The sequence below is a fragment of the Methylobacterium sp. Gmos3 genome, assembly GCF_056430985.1.
The window spans coordinates 57,824-76,294 of sequence record NZ_JBWJYL010000010.1 but is presented as its reverse complement, the minus strand read 5'-3'; the positions used below and the strand labels follow the sequence as shown (position 1 = coordinate 76,294).

Below are 18,471 nucleotides of genomic sequence, written 5' to 3'. Positions count from 1 at the left end.
GAGACGTTGCGCTCCGGCTGTCGACAGTCAGTTTCGGACCCGCACCCGGAGATGAAGTTGGCGGAGGAAGGGCGGCGTCCTCTCCCTACAACGCCCCCGCCACCGCCTTGGCGATCATCCGCGAGACGCGCACGTTCGATTCCACCGTCACCCCCGCGATGTGCGGCGTGAGGATCAGGTTCGGGCAGTCCGCGAACATCGCCCCGGCCTCGACCGAGAGGGGTTCGGCGTCGAACACGTCGAGGGCGGCGCCGCCGAGATGGCCGTCCCGCAGGGCCTGCGCCACGGCGGGCTCGTCCACGACGCCGCCGCGCGCCGCGTTGATCAGGATCGCGCCCTTCGGCAGCCGCGCGAGCATCCGCGCATCGATGAGGCCCCGCGTCGCGTCCGTCAGGGGCACGTGCAGCGAGAGCACGTCCGCCCCCGCCACGAGGTCGTGCAGGGGGAGGCTGGCGACGCGACCGCCGGGTTGCGCCCAGGCATGGTGATCGGCGGGCAGGAAGGGGTCGTGCGCGCTCACCTGCATCCCGAGGGCGGCGGCGCGCTGCGCCGTCTCGCGGGCGATGGAGCCGAAGCCGACGAGGCCGAGGCGTTTGCCGGCGATCTCCCGGCCTATCAGCCGCCCGCGCGGCCAGGTCCCGGCGGCGACGTCGGCCGTGGCGCCGTAGGCCCCGCGCAGCAGCAGCATCGCCGTGGCGACGACGTACTCGGCCACCGAGACGTCGTTCGCCCCCGTCGCCGGGATCACCGTGATGCCCCGCGCCTGGCAGGCCGGCTGGTCGATGTTGTCGAGGCCGACCCCGAGGCGTCCGACGACGCGCAAGGCCGGGCCGGCGGCCAGCAGCGCCGCGTTCACCTTCGTCCGGTTGCGGACGATGAGCGCCCGCGCCCCGGACAGGGCGGCGCGCAGGTCGTCCGGCCGGTCCACCAGGGTCGGATCGTAGGCCACGTCGAAGCCCGACAGGGATTCGCGGATCGCGTCCTCGTCCATGAACTCGGTGATGACGATGTCCGGCATCGGGTATCCTCCTCGGGAGACTTGCCACCCCGTTATTGCGAGCGACGCGAAGCAATCCAGGGACACGCCACTATCGGAAACGGCCCGCCACCCCTGGATTGCTTCGCTGCGCTCGCCATGACGGCGCGGGGGGCTCAGATCGCGGCGATCTCGGCCAGGAGCTTGGCATCCACCGCGAGCCCGTCGCGCGCGGCCTTCTGGCGGAGCCCGAGCCGGCGCTGGCCGGGGAGGCGCGCGCCGGGCTGGTCCTCGATGGCAGCGGCGAGGAGGGCGAAGCGGTCCAGGGCACCGTCCCCGAAGGCGTCCGGGTCGAAGGCCAGGATGAGCTGGCCGGTGCCGGGCGGTCCGCCCTTGTCGTCGAGGAAGGAGGAGGCGTCGGCCGCGAAGGTCGCGCCCGTCAGGCCGGCGGCCAGCAGCTCCACCATCAGGGCGAGCGCCGTGCCCTTGGCGTCGCCGAGCGGCAGCATGGTGCCCGCGAGCGCGGCGGTGGCGTCGGTGGTCGGGCGGCCTTCTGCGTCGACGGCCCAGCCCTCGGGGATCGGCTCACCGCGCTGCTTGGCCGAGACGATGTTGCCCCGGGCCACCTTCGACAGGGAGAGATCGACCACCACCGGCTCCCGCCCCGGCAGGGGGCAGGCGAAGGCGATGGGGTTGGTGCCGAACACGGCGCGCTTGCCGTTCCAGGGGGCGATGGCCGCCGGAGTGTTGGCGAAGAGCAGGGCGACGAGGCCCTTGCTCGCCAGATCCTCCACGAACAGCCCCGCCGCGCCGCAATGGTGCGAGCGCCGGATCGCGGCGGCGGCGAGGCCGCTCTCCCGCGCCATGCCGGGCAGGGTATCGAGGGCGAGCGCCAGGGCCGGATAGGCGAAACCGCTCGCGGCATCGATGGCCGCCACCGCCGGGCGGGGCTTCGCGAGGGTGGGGGTCGCGTGGCCGTCGACCTTGCCGGCCTTGGCCTGCGCCGCGTAGCTCGGCACCCGCGAAAGCCCGTGGCCCTTCAAGCCATCCGCCTCGGCCCGCACCAGGGCGGCGGCGACATGCCGGGCATTGCCCGGCGCGGTGTTCGCCCGGACGAGGGCATCGGCGACCAACGTCTCGGCGTCCGGGATCGTGAGGATGTCGGCCATGGCGCTCCGGGAGTTGCCAACGGGTCCTACCCCTCTCCCCGCGTGCGGGGAGAGGGGATGATCGTCACGCGCTGCGGTAGAGCTTCGTCATCACGAACTCCCGGTGGCCGAGGGATTCGGCCGCCGTGAGCCGGCCGTTGGCCGTGCGCACCACCATGTCGATCAGCGCGTCGCCCGCCGCATCCAGCGTCATGTCCCGGCGCAGCACGCCGGTCACGTCCACGTCGATGTGCTCGCCCATGGTGCGCAGGGTCTTCGGGTTGCCGCTGATCTTGATCACCGGCACGATCGGATTGCCGATCACGTTGCCCTGGCCCGTCGGGAAGGTGTGGATCACGTAGCCCGCCGCCGCCATCAGCGTCACGCATTCGGCCGCCGCCGAGGACGTGTCCATGTAGTAGAGACCCGGACCCTTGGCCGGGGCTTCCGCCGGCTGAAGGGCGTCGATGTACCGGCACTCGCGGCCGATCTTCTCGAGGTTGCCGAGCGCCTTCTCCTCGATCGTGGTCAGGCCGCCCGCGATGTTGCCCTTGGTCGGCTGCGAATCCGACAGGTCGTCGGTCTTGTGCGCCTCGATCACGTCTTCCTGGTACGCTTTCCACATCGCGTACCACTTCTCAGCGATTTCCGGGCTCGCCGCGCGCTCCCGGCACAGGTGCTCGGCGCCGGTGATCTCGGAGGTCTCGCCGAACACGCCGTAGATCCCGTGGGGGATCAGCTTGTCGTACATGTTGCCCACCGTCGGGCAGGAGGCGAGGCCCGTCGTGGTGTCGGACTCGCCGCACTTGGTCGAGACCCACAGGTCGGTGATCGGACATTCCTCCTTGGGCAACTCGCTCGCCCATTGCAGGAGGCGCTTGGCGGCGTAGCTCGCCTTGGCGATGGTGGCGATGTCGCCGTGGCCCTCGATGCCGAAGCCCACCACCGGCTTGCCGGTCTTGGCGATGCCCTCGACCACGCGGGACGTCCAGCCGTCCTCGATGCCGATCACCACCACGGCGGCGACGTTCGGGTTCGAGCCGATGCCGATCAGGGTGCGGAAGTGGATCTCCAGATCCTCGCCGAACTGCAACCGGCCATAGGCGTGCGGCAGGGCCATCGTGCCCTTCACATTATTGGCCACCGCCTCGCAGGAGGCGTTCGACAGGTCGTCGAGGGGCAGGAGGACGACGTGGTTGCGCACGCCGACCCGTCCGTTCTCGCGCCGCCAGCCCATGAAGGTGGCGCCGGCGTAATCCTCCGAGGCGCGCTTCGTCGGCAGCGCCTGGGTGGTGAATTGGTCGGGGGCCCCGCCAGCATAGGCGGGGGGCATGGAATGCTCGAAGGCGGCCTGCAAGCTCATGGGACCCTCACCAACGCTTCGTCTTGAGATTGTGGGTGTGGACGTGCTCGCCCTTGGCGATGTCGGCCACGGCCTTGCCGATGTCCTGGCCGTACTTCCACACCGTGTCGCCGGACTTGATGTCCTTCAGGGCGACCTTGTGGCCGATGGGGATCTCCTGCTTCGCCGTCAGCCGGAAGTCCGAATTGTCGTGCGTGACCACGCACAGCATGTCCGTCCCGGCATTGAGGTTCTCGACCACGACGACGCCCACCGAATCCTTGGGGTCGTGGACGAGGAGTTGGGGAACTCCCATTGCGTGCCTCCCGCTGCTTGGTCCGCCTGTCTTGTATAAGACCTAAGAATGGGCGGTCAAGGGTGGTCTCAGGCGACGGCGCCGTCGGTGTCGACGATGTCGGCCGAGTAGCGGTTCTCGCGGGTGTCGCAGCGGCTGATGCGCAGTTCCACCGGGCGCCCGCTCACGTCGAAGGCGACGCGGACGATCTCCAACAGGGGCGATCCCTCCGGCAGGCCGAGGGCGTCCGCCTCCTCCGGCCCGGCGGCGATGGCCTGGAGCCGCTCCTGCACGCGGGTGATCAGTATGCCGTGGCGCTCCTGGTAGATCACGTACATCTCTTCGCTCATCTCCTCCGTCGCCGGGAGGTCGAGGACGGGGATGATGGCGGCCGGCACGAAGACGAACTCGTAGATCGCGGGGGCGTCCTTGAGCGTCCGCACCCGCGTGACGGCGTGCAGGGGCGCGCCCTCCTTGAGCGCGAGCTGCCGCGCCTCCTCCGCCGTGGCGGGGCGGATCGCCTGCGCGATCAGCCGGCTCTTGGGGGAGAGCCGGGCGCCCTCCGGCGTGACGATGCGGAAGAACCGGAACAGCACCGTGTCCCGCGCGTGCCGGGCGACATAGGTGCCGACCCCCTGGCGCCGCACGATCAGCTTCTCGCCCTCCAGCGCGATCAGCGCCTTGCGCACCGTGCCCTGGCTCACCCCATACTCGGCGGCGAGTTCGTGCTCGGTAGGCAGGAGGTCACCGGGCTTCCACGCGCCATCCGCGATCCGCTTCGTGATGAGGCCCTGGATCTGGACGTAGAGCGGCCTCAGCTCCGGCTTGAAGGTCGCGGCGGGGTGGTCGTTCATCGCGGGCTCGGGGGACGTCGGAAGGGCGGCGGTCTCTGCCTTGACTGCGTTAGATATCTTATATAAGACCTCACGACCAGCTTAGTGGCAGATCCCCGCGAAGGGGACAGTCGAACCGGCTTGGCCGGTTCTACCACAGGCGTTCCTGGGAGGGAGCGATGAGGCGAGAAGCCGGCACCGACGGGGTCACCCGTCCCATGCGCACGCGCCGTCATTCCAGACACCGCCATCGCTGACACGCGCCCCGCCGCAGCGGGGCCTTCCGACATGCGCCTCCGGCCCATCCCGATCGGGACGAGCGGGGCCGGGGCTCCTCGCGGCCGAGACCGCCAGCCCGGAGATGTCGAGCCATGACCACGCGCCAGCCCGCACCACCGAGTCCAGAGACGACGGATCGCAAGACCATCTCGCTCCTCGCCTTCTCGGCGACATCGGGCGTGCTGGTCGAGTTCTATGATTTCTTCATCTTCGGCTATGCGGCGGCGAGCGCCTTCCCGCACACCTTCTTCCCGAACATCTCGCCGACCTGGGCGCTGATCTTCTCCTACCTGACCTTCGGCGCCGGCTTCCCGGCCCGCCTCCTCGGGGCCTACCTGTTCGGCCATTTCGGGGACCGCGCCGGCCGGAAGACCTCGTTCCTCATCAACATCCTGATCGTCGGCGCCACGACCTTCCTGGTCGGGCTGCTGCCGGGCTACGAGACGATCGGCATCGCCGCGCCGATCCTGCTCATCACCCTGCGCATCGTCCAGGGGATCGGGCTCGGCGGCGAGTTCGGCGGGGCGGCCTCGCTGCTCGCGGAGTTCGGCGCCACGCGCAAGCACCGGGCCTTCTGGGTGTCGCTCGCCAATCTCGGCATCCCCGGCGGGGCGATGGCGGCGAGCGCCGTGCTCTACGTCCTGGCCGACAGCTTCTCGACCGGCGGCTGGCGCATCGCGATGCTGCTCTCGGTGGTCGTGGTGGTGCCCGGCCTGCTCGCCCGGTCCAAGCTCGCGGATTCGCCGCTCTTCGAGCAGCTGAAGGCCAAGGACGAACTGTCCCAGATGCCGAGCCTCGACGTCACGCGTAAGCACTGGCGGCCGATCCTGCTGCTCGCCCTGTTCTGCGCCTTCCAGCAGATGGACGGCTATGTCAGCGGCACCTACGCCATCTCGTTCATGAAGTCGGCGGGTATCCCGCTGGCGACGACGGCGGTGATCATCTTCATCGCGCGGATCGGCGACCTCCTCGGCGTGGTGATCAGCGGCCCGGCGGCGGATCTCATGACCCGGAAGAAGCTCGGCTACGTCGCGGTGATCCTCACGGCGGTGCTGTCGGTGCCCTACGCGCTCGCCATCCTGCACCAGCAGGTCTGGCTGGTGCTCGGCCTGCAATTCATCATCACCCTCACCGGTGTCGGGATCCTGCACGGGCTCGCGCCGATCCTGAACTCGGAGAGCTTCCCGACCAAGTATCGCTATTCCGGCGCGGGCATCTCCTACAGCCTGTCGGCGATCCTCGGCGGCGGCATCGCGCCGCCGCTGCTCGCCGGGCTGATCGGGCAGGACGTGGCGGGGAATTGGTTCTACATCCCCGTCGTCTACGGGATCTACGCCGTCATCGCGGTGGCGGCCCTGGCCCTCACGCCCGAGACGCGGGACCGCCGCCTCGACGACATCGCCGAGGCGAACGGGGGGAGGGCGGCCGGCGGCAAGGTGATGAACGGCTCGCCCGCCTGACGGTCCCGGCCGGACCTGCGCGAACACGATCCGAGCGTGTGGCCCCTCACTGGGTGCGCATGATCTGGATGACCGCCGGGGTGATGATCACCACGAACAGCACCGGCAGGAAGAACAGGATCATCGGCACCGTCAGCTTCGGCGGCAGGGCGGCGGCCTTCTTCTCGGCCTCGATCATGCGCAGGTCGCGGCTTTCCTGGCTGAGCACCCGGAGGGCCTGACCGACCGGCGTGCCGTAACGCTCGGCCTGGCTGAGGGCGGTGGCCACCGCCTTCACCGGATCGAGGCCGGTGCGCATCACGAGGTTCTCGTAGGCCATGCGCCGGTCCGGCAGGAACGACATCTCGGCCACCATCACCGCCAGTTCCTCCGCGAGCACCACGGACGAGACCGCGATCTCGGTGCTCACCTTCCGGAAGGCGTTCTCGATCGCCATGCCCGATTCGACGCAGATCAGCGTCAGGTCGAGGGCGTCGGGCCACGCCTTGCGGATCTCCGTCTGGCGCTTCTTGGCGGCGTTCACGAGGAACAGTTCCGGCGCCTTGATGCCGAGGAAGGCCGCGCAGATCGTCATGGCCGCGCGCATCAGGTAGGAGACGTCGAACGCCTCCAGGATGAACAGGTAGAAGATCGCCGCGATGACGGCGCCGACCGGCGCCACGAGGCGGAAGAACAGGAAGGCGGTCTCGGCGCCCTGGCCCCGGTAGCCCGCCATCAGGAGCTTGCGCTTGGCGGTGTCCGTGCCGAGCCAGCGGCGCAGGTTGTACCGCTCCACGATGTCCTTCATGTACGCCTTGGGCTCGGTGCGCAGGCTGCCCTTGGGCGTCAGCTTCTCGCGCTCGCGCCGCCGGATGATCTCTCGCTCGTCGCTCACGAGCTTCATCCGCTTGCCGAGCTTGTCCGGCTCGAGGAAGGGCTGCGCCACGGCGAAGGCGGTCGCCGCCGCCGCCACGGCGGCCAACACCGTGCCCACGAAGCGGGCGTCGAACAGCTTGCCGGCGATCTCTTCGACCATGCCGTCGTCCCCGTCAGATTTCGAAGGCGATCATCTTCTTGATGACCAGGATGCCCATGGTCATCCAGATCGCCGAGCCCACCAGGGCGATCTTGCCGGCGTCGGTCGTCCAGAGCAGCGAGATGTAGTCGGGGCTGGTGAGGGTGGTGATCCCCGCCACGCCGAAGGGCAGGGCGGCGATGATCGAGGCGGAGGCCTTGGCCTCCATGCTCATCGCCTGGATCTTGCCCCGCATCTTGGCGCGGTCGCGCAGCACCCGCGAGAGGTTGCTCAGCGCCTCGGACAGGTTGCCGCCCGATTGCTGCTGGATGTTGATGACGATCGAGAAGAAGTTCACCTCGGCGGTGGGCACCCGCTCGTGCAGCCGGGCCACCGCCTCGCCGAGGGAGAGGCCCAGCGCCTGCGTCTCGACGACGGTGCGGAACTCGCCGCGCAGGGGCTCCTCCGCCTCGCGCGAGACCATGCGGAAGCAATCGCCCACCGGGATGCCGGTCTTGATGCCGCGCACCACCACGTCGACGGCGTTGGGCAGTTCCTTGTTGAACTTCGCGACCCGGCGCAGGCGCAGGCGGCGCAGCAGGTAGGGCGGCAGGCCGAAGGCCCCGAAGAAGGCGCCGCCGAGGGCCGCGAACACGCTGTCGGTGAGCAGATACAGGAAGAAGGCGACGACGAACCCGGCGACCCCGGCGAAGGTCCAGTAGGTCTTGATGGTCCAGTCGAGTCCGGCGCGGGCGATCTTCAGGTCCAGAGTGACCTTCGTCGCGCCCTTGGCCTTGGCCTCGATCTCGCTCAGCGTCTTGGCGACCTGATCGCGCCGGTTGGCGCCGCCGCTCCGGCTCGTCGCGGTCGGGTTGGTCACGGCGATGAGCTTCAGGCGCTTGCTCGCCCGCCGCTCCCCCGGCATCAGGGCGATGATGCCGGCATAGGTGATCAGCGCGACGGCCACGCCCACGAGCCCCGTGGCGATGGGCAGGCCGGGCAGGAGGGAGCCGAGATCGGGCATGGACGTCAGGCCCCCTCGACGACTTCGGCGGCGTCGAGGGCCGCGCCGAGGCGGCTTTCCAGGCCGTAATAGCGGGCCCGCTCCCAGAAGCGCGGGCGGCCCACGCCGGTCGCCCGGTGGCGGCCGATGATCTTGCCGTTCGCGTCCTCGCCGAGGATGTCGTAGAGGAAGATGTCCTGGGTGGTGATGACCTCGCCCTCCATCCCCAGCACCTCGGTGATGTGGGTGATGCGGCGCGAGCCGTCGCGCAGGCGGGTCGCCTGGATGATCACGTCGATCGAGCCGCAGATCATCTCGCGCAGCGTCTTCGAGGGCAGGGTGAAACCGCCCATGGAGATCATCGATTCGATACGCGACAGGCACTCGCGCGGGCTGTTGGCGTGCAGCGTGCCCATCGAGCCGTCGTGGCCGGTGTTCATGGCCTGGAGGAGGTCGAACGCCTCCGGGCCGCGCACCTCGCCGACGATGATCCGCTCGGGGCGCATACGCAGGCAGTTCTTCACGAGGTCGCGCATCGTGACCTGACCCTGGCCCTCCATGTTGGGGGGCCGGGTTTCGAGGCGCACCACGTGCGGCTGCTGGAGCTGGAGTTCCGCCGCGTCCTCGCAGGTGATGACGCGCTCGTCGAGTTCGATGAACGCGGTGAGGCAGTTGAGCAGCGTCGTCTTGCCGGAGCCGGTGCCGCCGGAGATCACGACGTTGCAGCGGGACTGGCCGATGATCTTCAGGACCTCGGCGCCCTCGGGGGAGATCGCGCCGAAGCGGACGAGCTGGTCGAGGGTGAGCTTGTCCTTCTTGAACTTACGGATCGTCAGGGCCGGGCCGTCGATGGCCAGCGGCGGGGCGATGACGTTGACGCGGGACCCGTCCGGCAGGCGCGCGTCGCAGATCGGCGAGGCGTCGTCGACGCGCCGGCCCACCTGGCTCACGATGCGCTGGCAGATGTTCATCAACTGCTGGTTGTCGCGAAACCGCACGTTGGTGAGCTGGATCTTGCCGGAGACCTCGATGAAGGTCCGGCCGGCGCCGTTGACCATGATGTCGGCGATGTCGTCGCGGGCGAGCAGCGGTTCGAGCGGGCCGTAGCCCAGCACGTCGTTGCAGATGTCGTCGAGCAGTTCCTCCTGCTCGGAAATCGACAGGACGATGTTCTTGAGCCCGATGATCTCCGTGACGATGTCGCGGATTTCCTCGCGCGCCGTCTCCGCGTCGAGATGGGCGAGCTGCGTCAGGTCGATCGCCTCGATCAGGGCGCCGAAGATCAGGCTCTTGGTGCGGTAATAGTCGTCCGAGCGCGCGGCCTCGACCACGATCGGCGCCTGACGCGCCGGCTGGGGGGCGTCGCGCGCCGGGGCGGGCAGGGGGGCGGGCTGCTGCACCGTCCGCGCCTGAGGAAGGGGCGGAGGCGAAGAGGTCGAGCCGGTTTGCCGTCTACCGAACATGATGGTTGCGGATCCGCATCACGAGGCCTTGCGGCGGGCGGCGAGCTTGGCGAGCAGCGGCTCGAGCAGGCTCGCGCCCCCGCCCTTGCGCCGCGTTTCCACCCGGCCGACGGCGGCGGCGGCGAGATCGTTGAACAGCTCGGCCACCTTGGAGCCGGGCTGCACCTCGGCGATCATCTGGCCGTTGTTGGCGGCGGTGCCGAACAGGGACGGATCGAACGGGATGGTGGCCGCCAGCGGCACGTCGAGCGCCTTGGCGAACTCGGCCGCGGCGATCTCCGGCCGCTTGGACATGCCGCTGCCGTTCAGCAGCACGCGCGGAGGCGCATCGTTGGGCCGTCCGTGCTTCAGGGCGCCGAGGAGGTTCTTGGTGTTGCGCAGGGAGGCGAGGTCCGGTCCGGCGACGACGAGGATCTCGTCGGAGGCGGCGAGCACGCGCTTCGTCCAGGCGTTCCACTGGTGCGGCACGTCGAGGACGAGGCAGGGCACGCTCGCCCGCAGGTGCTCGATCAGCGTGTCGAAGGCGGGCTCGGACAGGTCGATGGTCCGGTCGAGGCTCGCGGGCGCCGAGAGCAGGCTGAGGTTGTCGCTGCACTTCGAGAGCAGCCGCTCGACCAGCGCGGCGTCCAGGCGCTCGGGGGCGAAGACCGCCTCCGCGATGCCCTGGGGCGGATCCTGGTTGAAGTTGAGCGAGGCGGTGCCGAAGCCGATGTCGAGATCGGCGATCACGGTCGGCACGCCCTGGTTGCGGGCGATGGACCAAGCGAGGTTGTGCGCCACGGTCGAGGCGCCGATGCCGCCGCGCACGCCGAAGACGGAGATGGTCCGCCCGATCGGCTTGACCCCGGCGGCGGTGAACATCTCGGAGATGGAGGCGATCAGCGTCAGCGGCTCGACCGGCGCCATCAGGTAGTCCGACACGCCCCGTTGCAGGAGCTGGCGGTAGAGCGTCACGTCGTTCAGGTGGCCGATCACCACGACGCGGGTGCCCTCGTCGCAGACCTCGGCCAGGGCATCGAGGCATTCCAGCGGCTTCGAGCGCGCGCCCTGCACCTCAAGGACGATGACGTTCGGGGTCGGGGCGTGCCGGAAGGCCTCGATGGCGGCCGCGCCGCCGCCCATGCGGACCTTGACCCTGGCCCGCTGCAAACGCCTGTCCTCGGCGGCGGCCTCGATCATGGCCGCCGTCTCGGACAATTCGCAGAAGGCCTGAATCGTGATCCGGGGCACCGGGGCGATCACGCGCTCGGCCGTCTCGCTCTGCTCCGACATCAACGGACTCTCGGGGTTGAAACTCACTATTCGGCGCCGGGGCCACCCAGGCCTCGGCGTGACACATCAGTTGCCGACCTGCGCCTTCACGGATGTCTGCCCATCCTGACGCCACTGGGTTGACGGATCCTTGCCGTCGCGCAGCTGGCCGACGTCGCGAATGCGTTTGACCGAGTCGATCCGGCCCTCCGGGCGCCCGCGCACGAGGTCGACCGGGTCGGCGACCTGGGCGGCCACCATCGATTGGGTCGAGCAGCCGAAATTCCAGAAGGGCTTGTTGCTGTTGTCCCGCGCGAAGTCGCTGGCGCCGAGATCCTGGGGCCAGGTCCCGCAGGCATCGGCCACCTTGGCCTGCATCCGCTGGAAGCTGAGGCGGATCGGCGCGGCGAGCCCGGGGGCGGCCACCGCGTAGGGGTTGGCGACGATGTCGCGCCGGGCCACGCCGTCCTGGCCCGCCCGCTGCAGGATGTGGCCCGCCGTCCGCTCGGTGGCCGCCGCCTGGGCCGGAGGCAGGCCGCGCGGCACCTCCATCAGCATGCCCCCCCGCCCGTAGCGGCGGTATTCGAGCATGAAGGCGTCCACGTCGTCCCCCTGGCGGGGGTCGAGATGGCCGGGGCCGGTGGGGAACACGTCGAGGCTGCGGGTGCCGTCCGCCAGCACGATCGGGTGACGGGCGCGGTAGTCGGAGGGGGTGATCGCCCCCGTCACGGGCGGCTCGGTCTTGCAGGCGCCGGCCAGGGCCGCCAGCGCGCAGGCACAGGCGAGCTGCAACCGCAGCCTGGTGACAATCGGCGAGGGGGCGGGCGTCGTGCGTCCGGTCATCTCGGTCCTCGGCGGTCGGGCCGCGCTCGGTGGGGGGCTACTCGACGATGAAGCCGACGCGGCCGCGATAGGTGGGAGCCAGCGGCGGGGCGCCGACCTTGCCGTAAAGGCGGTTGAACTGGCCGAGCAGCACGGCCTGGGTGTCGGGCGTGTCGACGAGGTTGTCGTCCGGCCGGGTGACCTGACGCGGCTCGACCGGCTTGGCGATGTACGGCGTCACCATGATCATCAGCTCCGTCTCCTGGCGCTGGTAATCGCGGGAGCGGAACAGGGCGCCGAGGATCGGCAGGTTGATCAGGCCCGGCAGGCCGGTGAGCGCCTGCTTGTTGACCTGCTGGATGAGGCCGGCGGTCATCATCACGCCGCCGGAGGGCAGTTCCACCGTCGTCTCGGAGCGGCGGACCCGCGTGCCCGGGACGGCGACCGACGCGGAGCCGAACGTGTAGTTGAAGCTCTGCTGCGGATCGATCTCGGTCACGTCGGTGGCGACACGGATCGAGATGCGGTTGTCGGCGAGCACGACCGGCGTGAACGAGAGCGCCACGCCGTATTGCTTGAACTCGATGCCCGGCGTGCAGGAGCCGGTGGTGCAGGAGGCCGAGGAGGGAACCGGGAACTCGCCGCCGGCGAGGAACTTCGCCGCCTCGCCGGAGATCGCGGTCAGCGTCGGCTCGGCGAGGATGCGCGAGACGCCGGCTTGTTCCAGGGCCTTGACGGTCGCCGTGAGCGAGAAGCCCGCCCCCTGCGCCGAGGCCTGGAACTGGCCGCTGCCCGTGCTGCCGCCGGTGATCGGGAAGGCGGTCGGGTTGCTGAGCGCGGGCGAGGTCGCCAGCGACCCGAGCGGGTTGATGGCCGACCAGTTGCCGTTCAGGTTCACGCCGAACTGCTTGATGGCGTTGCGCGAGACCTCCATCACGGTGACGCGCAGCATCACCTGATCCTTGTTGCGGATCGTGAGGTTGTTGATCACCGCGCCGCGCACGCCGGCGGCGACGCCGCCCGTGGAGCCCCCGCCCGTGGCGCCGCCGGAGCCAAGGCCGACGAAGGCGTTGGCGATGTCGATCGCCTGCTGCGCCTCGGCCGAGGAATTCACGGAGCCGGAGAGCAGCACCGAGGCGCCGGAGGAGCGCACGTCGAACCGCCCGGTGGGGATGCTCTGCAGGAGCAGCTCGCGCAGGGTGCTGAGGTTCAGGTCGCGGGCGACGGTGACGTCGAGGGCCGCGATCTGGCGGCCTTCCGCATCCATGATGAAGATGGTGGTGGCGCCATCGGCCATGCCGATCACGAACACCTTGCGGGTCGAGCGCACCACGGCGTTCGCCACCGCCGGATTGGCGACGAACACTTCCTTCGCGTCCCGCGGCAGGTCGACGATCATCGAGCGGCCGGCGGTCAGTTCGACCCGGCGGCTGGTGTTCGCCTCCGCCGCGCCCACGGTGACGATTGGCGCCGGCCCGAGGGTGCCGCGCTCCTGCGAGCCGCGCAATTGCGCCGCCGCCGGACCCGGCAGGGCCGTGAGGGCGGCGAGCGCCAGGGCGCCGAGGCGGCGCGGGGCGGCGGGGCGGTCGATCATGGCGCGAGCCTTCCTGTCGCGAACCGTCATGGCGCTCACGGCGTGTGCTGCCGGGTGATGCCGAAGCGCACCACGGTCAGCCCCGGTTCGGGACCGGCCGCCTCGGCGACCGGTGTTTCGGTGTCGGCGGTGTGGCCCGCATCGGCGAGGCTGCGCAGCGCCAGGGAGAGCGACCCGATCTTCTGGGCCAGCGTCACCGTCTCGGCCTGGGGCGGCGTGAGGGCGAGCGTCGCGGTCTCGCCCGTGACCACGTTGGTCCCGTTCTTTTCCTGGATGAGCTGGCCCACGGCCAGCACACGGATGTCGCGCAGGATCGTCTGCGAGACCTGCACGTCCGACCCCGCCGTCTTGGACGCGGCGTCGTCGCGGAAGGTGCGGATCACGTCGACCCGGTCGTTCGGCAGGATGAAGCCGCCGGCCGAGTTGGTGCCCCGGCTGTCGGTGACGATGGCCACCGCCCGCATGCCGGCCGGCAGGATCGCGGCCATGAAGCCGCTCTCGGGCCGGACGAGCTTCTGCGCGCGAATCGGCTCTCCGGCGAGGAAGGGCGAGCGCACCGTGGCGCCGACCGTCGTCTCCAGGGCGTCGGGCTTGTCCTTGCGGGTCACGAAGCCGGGGGAGACCGCCGATTCGGGCCAGTTCTGCCAGCGCAGGTCGGCCGCCTGGAGCACCTGCCCCATCGGCTCGTCGGCGGCTGCAACCAGAACGTCGGTCGTGGGTGGCGGCGGTGCCTGAACGACCTTCTCCGGCGAAGGGGGCGGAGGCGGGGGGCTGCCTCCCATCAGGTAGGCTGCCCCGCTGCCCGCGAGGAGGGCGATGCCGAGCACGGCGAGGCGGGCGGGTTTCATCGAGCTTCCGGTCGGGCCTGGAGTCTGCGGAGCGCCGGGTCGGCGGACATGACCGGAAGTTGCGCTCGATTGGTGTAAACATGGTTAAATCTTGCTGACCGGAGCGCCGCGGGGCTTGTCTCACCGCGCGAAAGGTGTCGCGAACCGTCACGTCCCCGTGGTTCCTGCCGTGGCGCCGCTTCCAGGCTTGCCCTAGGCTCGCGCTCGACCCGGCCCGTCAGCAGGCTGGGATTCTCGAAGACGACGGGATGGGACGCATGGTGAAGGGTATCGGCGGCGCGGCGCTCGCGGCCGTCCTCGCGGGTTCGGCGCTCGGTTCGGGCCCCGCCGCGGCACAGGGTGCCTATTCGGGCAACGTAGTGAAGATCGGCATCCTCAACGATCAGTCCGGCCTCTACGCCGAGTTCGGCGGCACCGGCTCCGTCGAGGCGGCGAAGATGGCCATCGAGGACATGGGCGGCAAGGTCGGCGGGGTGCCGATCGAGATCGTCTCGGCCGACCACCAGAACAAGCCGGACATCGCCTCGGGCATCGCGCGCCAATGGTACGACCGCGACGGCGTCGACGCGATCATGGAACTGACGACCTCCTCGGTGGCGCTCGCGGTGCAGGGCCTCTCCAAGGAGAAGAAGAAGATCACCATCACGACGGGCGCGGCCTCCAGCGATCTCACCGGCAAGGCCTGCACTCCCTACGGCTACCACTGGGCCTACGACACGCACGCGCTGGCCGTCGGCACCGGCGGGGCGCTGACGCGGGCAGGGGGCAAGACGTGGTTCTTCCTCACCGCCGACTACGCCTTCGGCACGGCCCTGGAAAACGACACCACCGCCGTGGTCAAGGCCAATGGCGGCAAGGTGGTGGGCTCCGTGCGCCATCCCCTGTCCGGCCAGGACTTCTCCTCGTTCCTGCTTCAGGCGCAGGGGTCGAAGGCGCAGGTGATCGGCCTTGCCAATGCCGGGCTCGATACCTCGAACTCGATCAAGCAGGCGGCCGAATACGGCATCACCGACGGCGGCCAGAAGCTCGCCGCGCTGCTCTTCACCCTCTCGGAGGTCCATGGCCTCGGCATCAAGGCGGCGCAGGGCCTGACGCTCACCGAGGGCTGGTACTGGGACCTCAACGACGAGACCCGGGCCTTCGGCCAGCGATTCATGAAGCGCACGGGCCGGATGCCGAACATGATCCAGACTGGCACCTACTCGGCGGTGCTGTCCTACCTGAAGGCGGTGAAGGCGGCGGGCACGGACGAGACCGATGCCGTCAACGCCAAGCTGAAGGAACTGCCGGTGGACGACGTGTTCACCCATAACGGCCACGTCCAGCAGACGGGCCTGATGGTGCACGACATGTACCTGTTCGAGATCAAGAAGACCGCCGATTCGAAGGGCGAGTGGGATCTCTACAAGCTGGTCTCCACCATTCCCGGCAAGGAAGCCTACGCCACCGAGGCCGAGAGCGGCTGCCCGCTGGTGGCGGGGAAGTAAGGACAGAAGGCAACGGTCCTCCGGCGTGCGACGGCGCGCCGGAGGTGATCGAAAGGACGGCGAGCCAAGGCTCTACCGTAAGATGTCAATCAATATTCAAAAACAACGATAGATTTGTTGCGGCGCCGTAACTTGGTGGTCTATTGAGCGCCTGATTGTAAAGCGCGTACGACAACTTCCACCAGATTGTAGCTCTGTGGCCGGAATGTCAAAGTGCGTCCTATGACGCAAAGTCGCGCCATTGAAAGATGGAATGCGATGTACGGTCCTATCAGGTCCGGGCTCACTCTTTCGGTCCGCAGAAAGACCCAGATCGCACAAGTCGCCAACTGCCCGATCTTCGATAAGGTTTGGTATGCGAAGCAGATCGGCGGGCTGGCGCCGGGCGGTGCCGCAGCGCATTATCTCAATATCGGATGGCGTGAGGGGCGAGATCCTAGTCCGTATTTCTCGACTGCTTGGTATCTCAAGACTTATTCAGACGTTCGCGCCGGCGACGTCTGTCCGCTGGTTCATTTTCTGAAGCATGGTGCCAAGGAAGGGCGTTCGACCAGCCCATTCTTCCAAGCCCAACGCATGGCCCGGTCGATGGGCCTGTCGGATGAGAGCGAACATCCGCTGCTGGTCTATCTGCGTGATTGGCAGAAGCAGCCCTGGCCGGAGATCACGCTCTTCGATATCGCCTATTTCCTTGAGCAACTCCCTCCCGACGTCAAGGAGGCGTGTCGGGAGCCATTCGCTCTGTTCATGTCCGAAGGAATGAAACTTGGCGCGGACCCACATCCTCTGTTCTCGCTGAGTTTTTATTTGGAACAGAACCCCGACGTTCAAGTCGCCGGCGAAAATCCTCTCGAGCATTTTGTCACGAACGGCGCCGCAGAGCTGCGCGATCCGCACCCGCGTTTTCACAGCCGGTTCTACGTCAATCAAATCGCGTCCTTCCGCGAAGACGATGTCGGCATACCGGTCAGCCACTATCTGAGTATTGGTGCCAAGCGCGGGCTCGATCCCAACGAAGGCTTCAGCACGTCCGATTATCTGCGTCTCAACCCCGATGTAAAGGAAGCATCGATCAATCCCCTCGTCCATTACGTCGTCTTCGGTCTGGACGAAGGGCGGCAGACACGGTTGTCGAGGAGGAGCACCTTGGCGCCCGCCACCGGCCCATCTCGCAACGGTGGAGTCTTGCCCGGGAACGGAGGGTGGCATCCCCTCACCGTCGTGATCCCAACCTACAATCGCGTCGACTGTCTCAAGGCTACGTTGGAAGCCTGTGAGATGTACCGTGGCGGTGTTCCGATCGAATATATCGTTGTTGATGATGGCTCGACGGATGGAACATACGATTTCCTCCGTCAACTATCCTTCCCGGAATCGACACTCGTACCTCTCCGAACTCAAAACAGAGGCCCGGGTGCGGCGCGAAACGAAGGAGCGCAGATCGCTTCGCACGATGTCATCCTGTTTCTAGGCGACGATATCCGCCCACAGAACGACGATTTCTTCCGTGCGCACAGCGAATTTCACCAGAGATACAATAGCGTCGATCATGCAATGCTCGGAAAGGTTGTTTGGCCGAGCGCTCATTTTTTGCCGAACAATTTCGTCATGTCGCATATTCAAGGCAGACAAGGGGAGCAGTTCGGCTTTTCAGACATGGTTCCCTATACGTACTATGATTTCAGATTTTTCTATACATCAAACATATCAGTCAAGCGCGAGATCGTCGATGACTGGTTTGAAGATGGATTTTCAAGCGACTTTAATCTCTACGGGTTCGAAGATACCGAATTTGCCTACCGCGTTGGCAAGAAGCTGCCGGGTTTTTGTATCTACTATGATCCGATGTCGGTCGGGTGCCACTTCCATCCCTACACATTCGACACTTTTGTGCAGCGTCAGCTCAACGCTGGCATGATGGCGAATGTCTTTATCGACAAGCATCCAGAGGTCGCCGATCTTCTCAACCTTTCCGAAATCTCCACCGTCATCAAATTGCGATCAAACGCTGCGGACACGCATGTTGCCGACAACTTGGCGGTTTTTGAAGGGATTAGAGCGTGGATCAACATTTTGGATTCAAAAGGGCGGCTTGGATTGGACGGGTACCATAAGGAGTTAATATCTGCTTTCTTTGAATTTGCATTTCTCACTGGGTACCTGAACGCTGCCGCCGACCGGGAGGATAATCTTGGCGTGGGTCTGAATTTCGCCCTCGACCAATTCCTGAAGAAACTCAGGCGATCGATCAGCTGCGAAGTTGCAGACTGGTTCGGTTGAAGCCAGTCAATTGGATTGTCCAATGAACCAAATTATCTTTGAACGTAACAGAAAATGACATTATGTTTTCGGTCTTAATACCTGTCTACAATCATGAAAGATACGTGGCCCAAGCCATCAACTCGGCACTCGTGGACAGGACCGTGTCTGAGGTGCTGGTTGTCGATGATGGTTCGACGGATGCCTCAAGGGCTATCATTCGGTCGTTTCAGGGGAATGCGCGTGTCCGCATCCTCGATGACGGAGGGGTCAACGTCGGCTGCCATGCGAGACTGAATCAACTGTGCCGTGAGTCGCGTAGTCAATGGCTCGCTGTCTTGAACTCGGATGACGTGTTCGTCCCACATCGCTTCCAAGTTGCACGTTAGATCATCCGCGCCGCAAAGCCGGATTTGA

At 67.4% G+C, this 18,471-nt stretch carries 16 protein-coding genes; 4 read left to right on the top strand and 12 right to left on the bottom strand.

What is annotated here, in order from left to right; genetic code table 11:
- Positions 1–85: 85 nt before the first annotated feature.
- The 5 genes from ACS5Q7_RS20955 to ACS5Q7_RS20935 form a co-directional block, all read right to left on the bottom strand.
- Positions 86–1,018, bottom strand: a complete 933-nt coding sequence (locus ACS5Q7_RS20955; protein WP_478341200.1) for a hydroxyacid dehydrogenase — start codon at positions 1,016–1,018, stop codon at positions 86–88.
- Positions 1,019–1,152: 134 nt separating this feature from the next.
- Positions 1,153–2,145 carry an Ldh family oxidoreductase gene (locus ACS5Q7_RS20950; RefSeq protein WP_478341199.1) on the bottom strand — a complete coding sequence of 331 codons (993 nt, stop codon included), beginning with the start codon at positions 2,143–2,145 and terminating at the stop codon, positions 1,153–1,155.
- A 64-nt stretch (positions 2,146–2,209) separates the two neighbouring features.
- Positions 2,210–3,487 (bottom strand): UxaA family hydrolase, encoded by a 1,278-nt coding sequence (locus ACS5Q7_RS20945; protein WP_478341198.1) that lies wholly within the window; start codon positions 3,485–3,487, stop codon positions 2,210–2,212.
- Between the two features lie 7 nt (positions 3,488–3,494).
- Positions 3,495–3,782, bottom strand: coding sequence for a UxaA family hydrolase (locus tag ACS5Q7_RS20940; RefSeq protein WP_238247734.1), 288 nt, complete (start codon positions 3,780–3,782; stop codon positions 3,495–3,497).
- Positions 3,783–3,850: 68 nt separating this feature from the next.
- Complete coding sequence (locus ACS5Q7_RS20935; protein WP_478341197.1) at positions 3,851–4,615, bottom strand: GntR family transcriptional regulator; 765 nt, start codon at positions 4,613–4,615, stop codon at positions 3,851–3,853.
- 350 nt (positions 4,616–4,965) lie between these two features.
- Between ACS5Q7_RS20935 and ACS5Q7_RS20930 the strand changes: the two genes are divergently transcribed.
- Positions 4,966–6,333 (top strand): MFS transporter, encoded by a 1,368-nt coding sequence (locus tag ACS5Q7_RS20930; protein ID WP_478341196.1) that lies wholly within the window; start codon positions 4,966–4,968, stop codon positions 6,331–6,333.
- Positions 6,334–6,379: 46 nt separating this feature from the next.
- Here ACS5Q7_RS20930 and ACS5Q7_RS20925 read toward each other — a convergent pair whose 3' ends face one another.
- From ACS5Q7_RS20925 to cpaB, 7 genes are all read right to left on the bottom strand, one after another.
- A complete protein-coding gene (locus ACS5Q7_RS20925; protein ID WP_478341195.1) occupies positions 6,380–7,348 on the bottom strand; it encodes a type II secretion system F family protein in 969 nt (322 codons plus the stop codon).
- Positions 7,349–7,361: 13 nt separating this feature from the next.
- Positions 7,362–8,351, bottom strand: coding sequence for a type II secretion system F family protein (locus ACS5Q7_RS20920; protein ID WP_478341194.1), 990 nt, complete (start codon positions 8,349–8,351; stop codon positions 7,362–7,364).
- A 5-nt stretch (positions 8,352–8,356) separates the two neighbouring features.
- Positions 8,357–9,793 carry a CpaF family protein gene (locus tag ACS5Q7_RS20915; protein ID WP_478341193.1) on the bottom strand — a complete coding sequence of 479 codons (1,437 nt, stop codon included), beginning with the start codon at positions 9,791–9,793 and terminating at the stop codon, positions 8,357–8,359.
- Between the two features lie 18 nt (positions 9,794–9,811).
- Positions 9,812–11,065: a CpaE/TadZ family protein gene (locus tag ACS5Q7_RS20910; protein WP_478341192.1), complete on the bottom strand. Its 1,254-nt coding sequence runs from the start codon at positions 11,063–11,065 to the stop codon at positions 9,812–9,814.
- 66 nt (positions 11,066–11,131) lie between these two features.
- On the bottom strand, positions 11,132–11,887 hold the full coding sequence (locus ACS5Q7_RS20905) for a CpaD family pilus assembly protein (protein WP_478341191.1): 756 nt from the start codon (positions 11,885–11,887) through the stop codon (positions 11,132–11,134).
- A 37-nt stretch (positions 11,888–11,924) separates the two neighbouring features.
- The gene (locus ACS5Q7_RS20900; RefSeq protein ID WP_478341190.1) at positions 11,925–13,460 is read right to left on the bottom strand and encodes a type II and III secretion system protein family protein; all 1,536 of its coding nucleotides are present in this window, start codon (positions 13,458–13,460) and stop codon (positions 11,925–11,927) included.
- A 35-nt stretch (positions 13,461–13,495) separates the two neighbouring features.
- Entirely contained in the window at positions 13,496–14,308 is an 813-nt protein-coding gene (cpaB, locus tag ACS5Q7_RS20895; RefSeq protein ID WP_478341189.1) for a Flp pilus assembly protein CpaB, read from the bottom strand.
- 257 nt (positions 14,309–14,565) lie between these two features.
- On the opposite strand from cpaB, the gene ACS5Q7_RS20890 reads away from it, so the two are divergent.
- The 3 genes from ACS5Q7_RS20890 to ACS5Q7_RS20880 all read left to right on the top strand — a co-directional run bounded on the left by ACS5Q7_RS20890 (position 14,566) and on the right by ACS5Q7_RS20880 (position 18,443).
- Positions 14,566–15,795, top strand: a complete 1,230-nt coding sequence (locus tag ACS5Q7_RS20890; RefSeq protein ID WP_478341188.1) for an ABC transporter substrate-binding protein — start codon at positions 14,566–14,568, stop codon at positions 15,793–15,795.
- 222 nt (positions 15,796–16,017) lie between these two features.
- Entirely contained in the window at positions 16,018–18,075 is a 2,058-nt protein-coding gene (locus ACS5Q7_RS20885) for a glycosyltransferase family 2 protein (protein WP_478341187.1), read from the top strand.
- A gap of 62 nt (positions 18,076–18,137) precedes the next feature.
- Positions 18,138–18,443, top strand: a complete 306-nt coding sequence (locus ACS5Q7_RS20880; protein ID WP_478341276.1) for a glycosyltransferase family A protein — start codon at positions 18,138–18,140, stop codon at positions 18,441–18,443.
- Positions 18,444–18,471 lie beyond the last annotated feature (28 nt).

What these genes read in the sequence shown, in the direction of transcription:
- cpaB (WP_478341189.1), bottom strand. Translation starts at nt 14,308, where the DNA reads ATGAAACCCGCCCGCCTCGCCGTGCTCGGCATCGCCCTCCTCGCGGGC.
- ACS5Q7_RS20920 (WP_478341194.1), bottom strand. Translation starts at nt 8,351, where the DNA reads ATGCCCGATCTCGGCTCCCTCCTGCCCGGCCTGCCCATCGCCACGGGG.
- ACS5Q7_RS20950 (WP_478341199.1), bottom strand. Translation starts at nt 2,145, where the DNA reads ATGGCCGACATCCTCACGATCCCGGACGCCGAGACGTTGGTCGCCGAT.
- ACS5Q7_RS20940 (WP_238247734.1), bottom strand. Translation starts at nt 3,782, where the DNA reads ATGGGAGTTCCCCAACTCCTCGTCCACGACCCCAAGGATTCGGTGGGC.
- ACS5Q7_RS20925 (WP_478341195.1), bottom strand. Translation starts at nt 7,348, where the DNA reads ATGGTCGAAGAGATCGCCGGCAAGCTGTTCGACGCCCGCTTCGTGGGC.
- ACS5Q7_RS20915 (WP_478341193.1), bottom strand. Translation starts at nt 9,793, where the DNA reads ATGTTCGGTAGACGGCAAACCGGCTCGACCTCTTCGCCTCCGCCCCTT.
- ACS5Q7_RS20880 (WP_478341276.1), top strand. Translation starts at nt 18,138, where the DNA reads ATGTTTTCGGTCTTAATACCTGTCTACAATCATGAAAGATACGTGGCC.
- ACS5Q7_RS20935 (WP_478341197.1), bottom strand. Translation starts at nt 4,615, where the DNA reads ATGAACGACCACCCCGCCGCGACCTTCAAGCCGGAGCTGAGGCCGCTC.
- ACS5Q7_RS20945 (WP_478341198.1), bottom strand. Translation starts at nt 3,487, where the DNA reads ATGAGCTTGCAGGCCGCCTTCGAGCATTCCATGCCCCCCGCCTATGCT.
- ACS5Q7_RS20900 (WP_478341190.1), bottom strand. Translation starts at nt 13,460, where the DNA reads ATGATCGACCGCCCCGCCGCCCCGCGCCGCCTCGGCGCCCTGGCGCTC.
- ACS5Q7_RS20955 (WP_478341200.1), bottom strand. Translation starts at nt 1,018, where the DNA reads ATGCCGGACATCGTCATCACCGAGTTCATGGACGAGGACGCGATCCGC.
- ACS5Q7_RS20910 (WP_478341192.1), bottom strand. Translation starts at nt 11,065, where the DNA reads ATGTCGGAGCAGAGCGAGACGGCCGAGCGCGTGATCGCCCCGGTGCCC.
- ACS5Q7_RS20890 (WP_478341188.1), top strand. Translation starts at nt 14,566, where the DNA reads ATGGTGAAGGGTATCGGCGGCGCGGCGCTCGCGGCCGTCCTCGCGGGT.
- ACS5Q7_RS20905 (WP_478341191.1), bottom strand. Translation starts at nt 11,887, where the DNA reads ATGACCGGACGCACGACGCCCGCCCCCTCGCCGATTGTCACCAGGCTG.
- ACS5Q7_RS20885 (WP_478341187.1), top strand. Translation starts at nt 16,018, where the DNA reads ATGACGCAAAGTCGCGCCATTGAAAGATGGAATGCGATGTACGGTCCT.
- ACS5Q7_RS20930 (WP_478341196.1), top strand. Translation starts at nt 4,966, where the DNA reads ATGACCACGCGCCAGCCCGCACCACCGAGTCCAGAGACGACGGATCGC.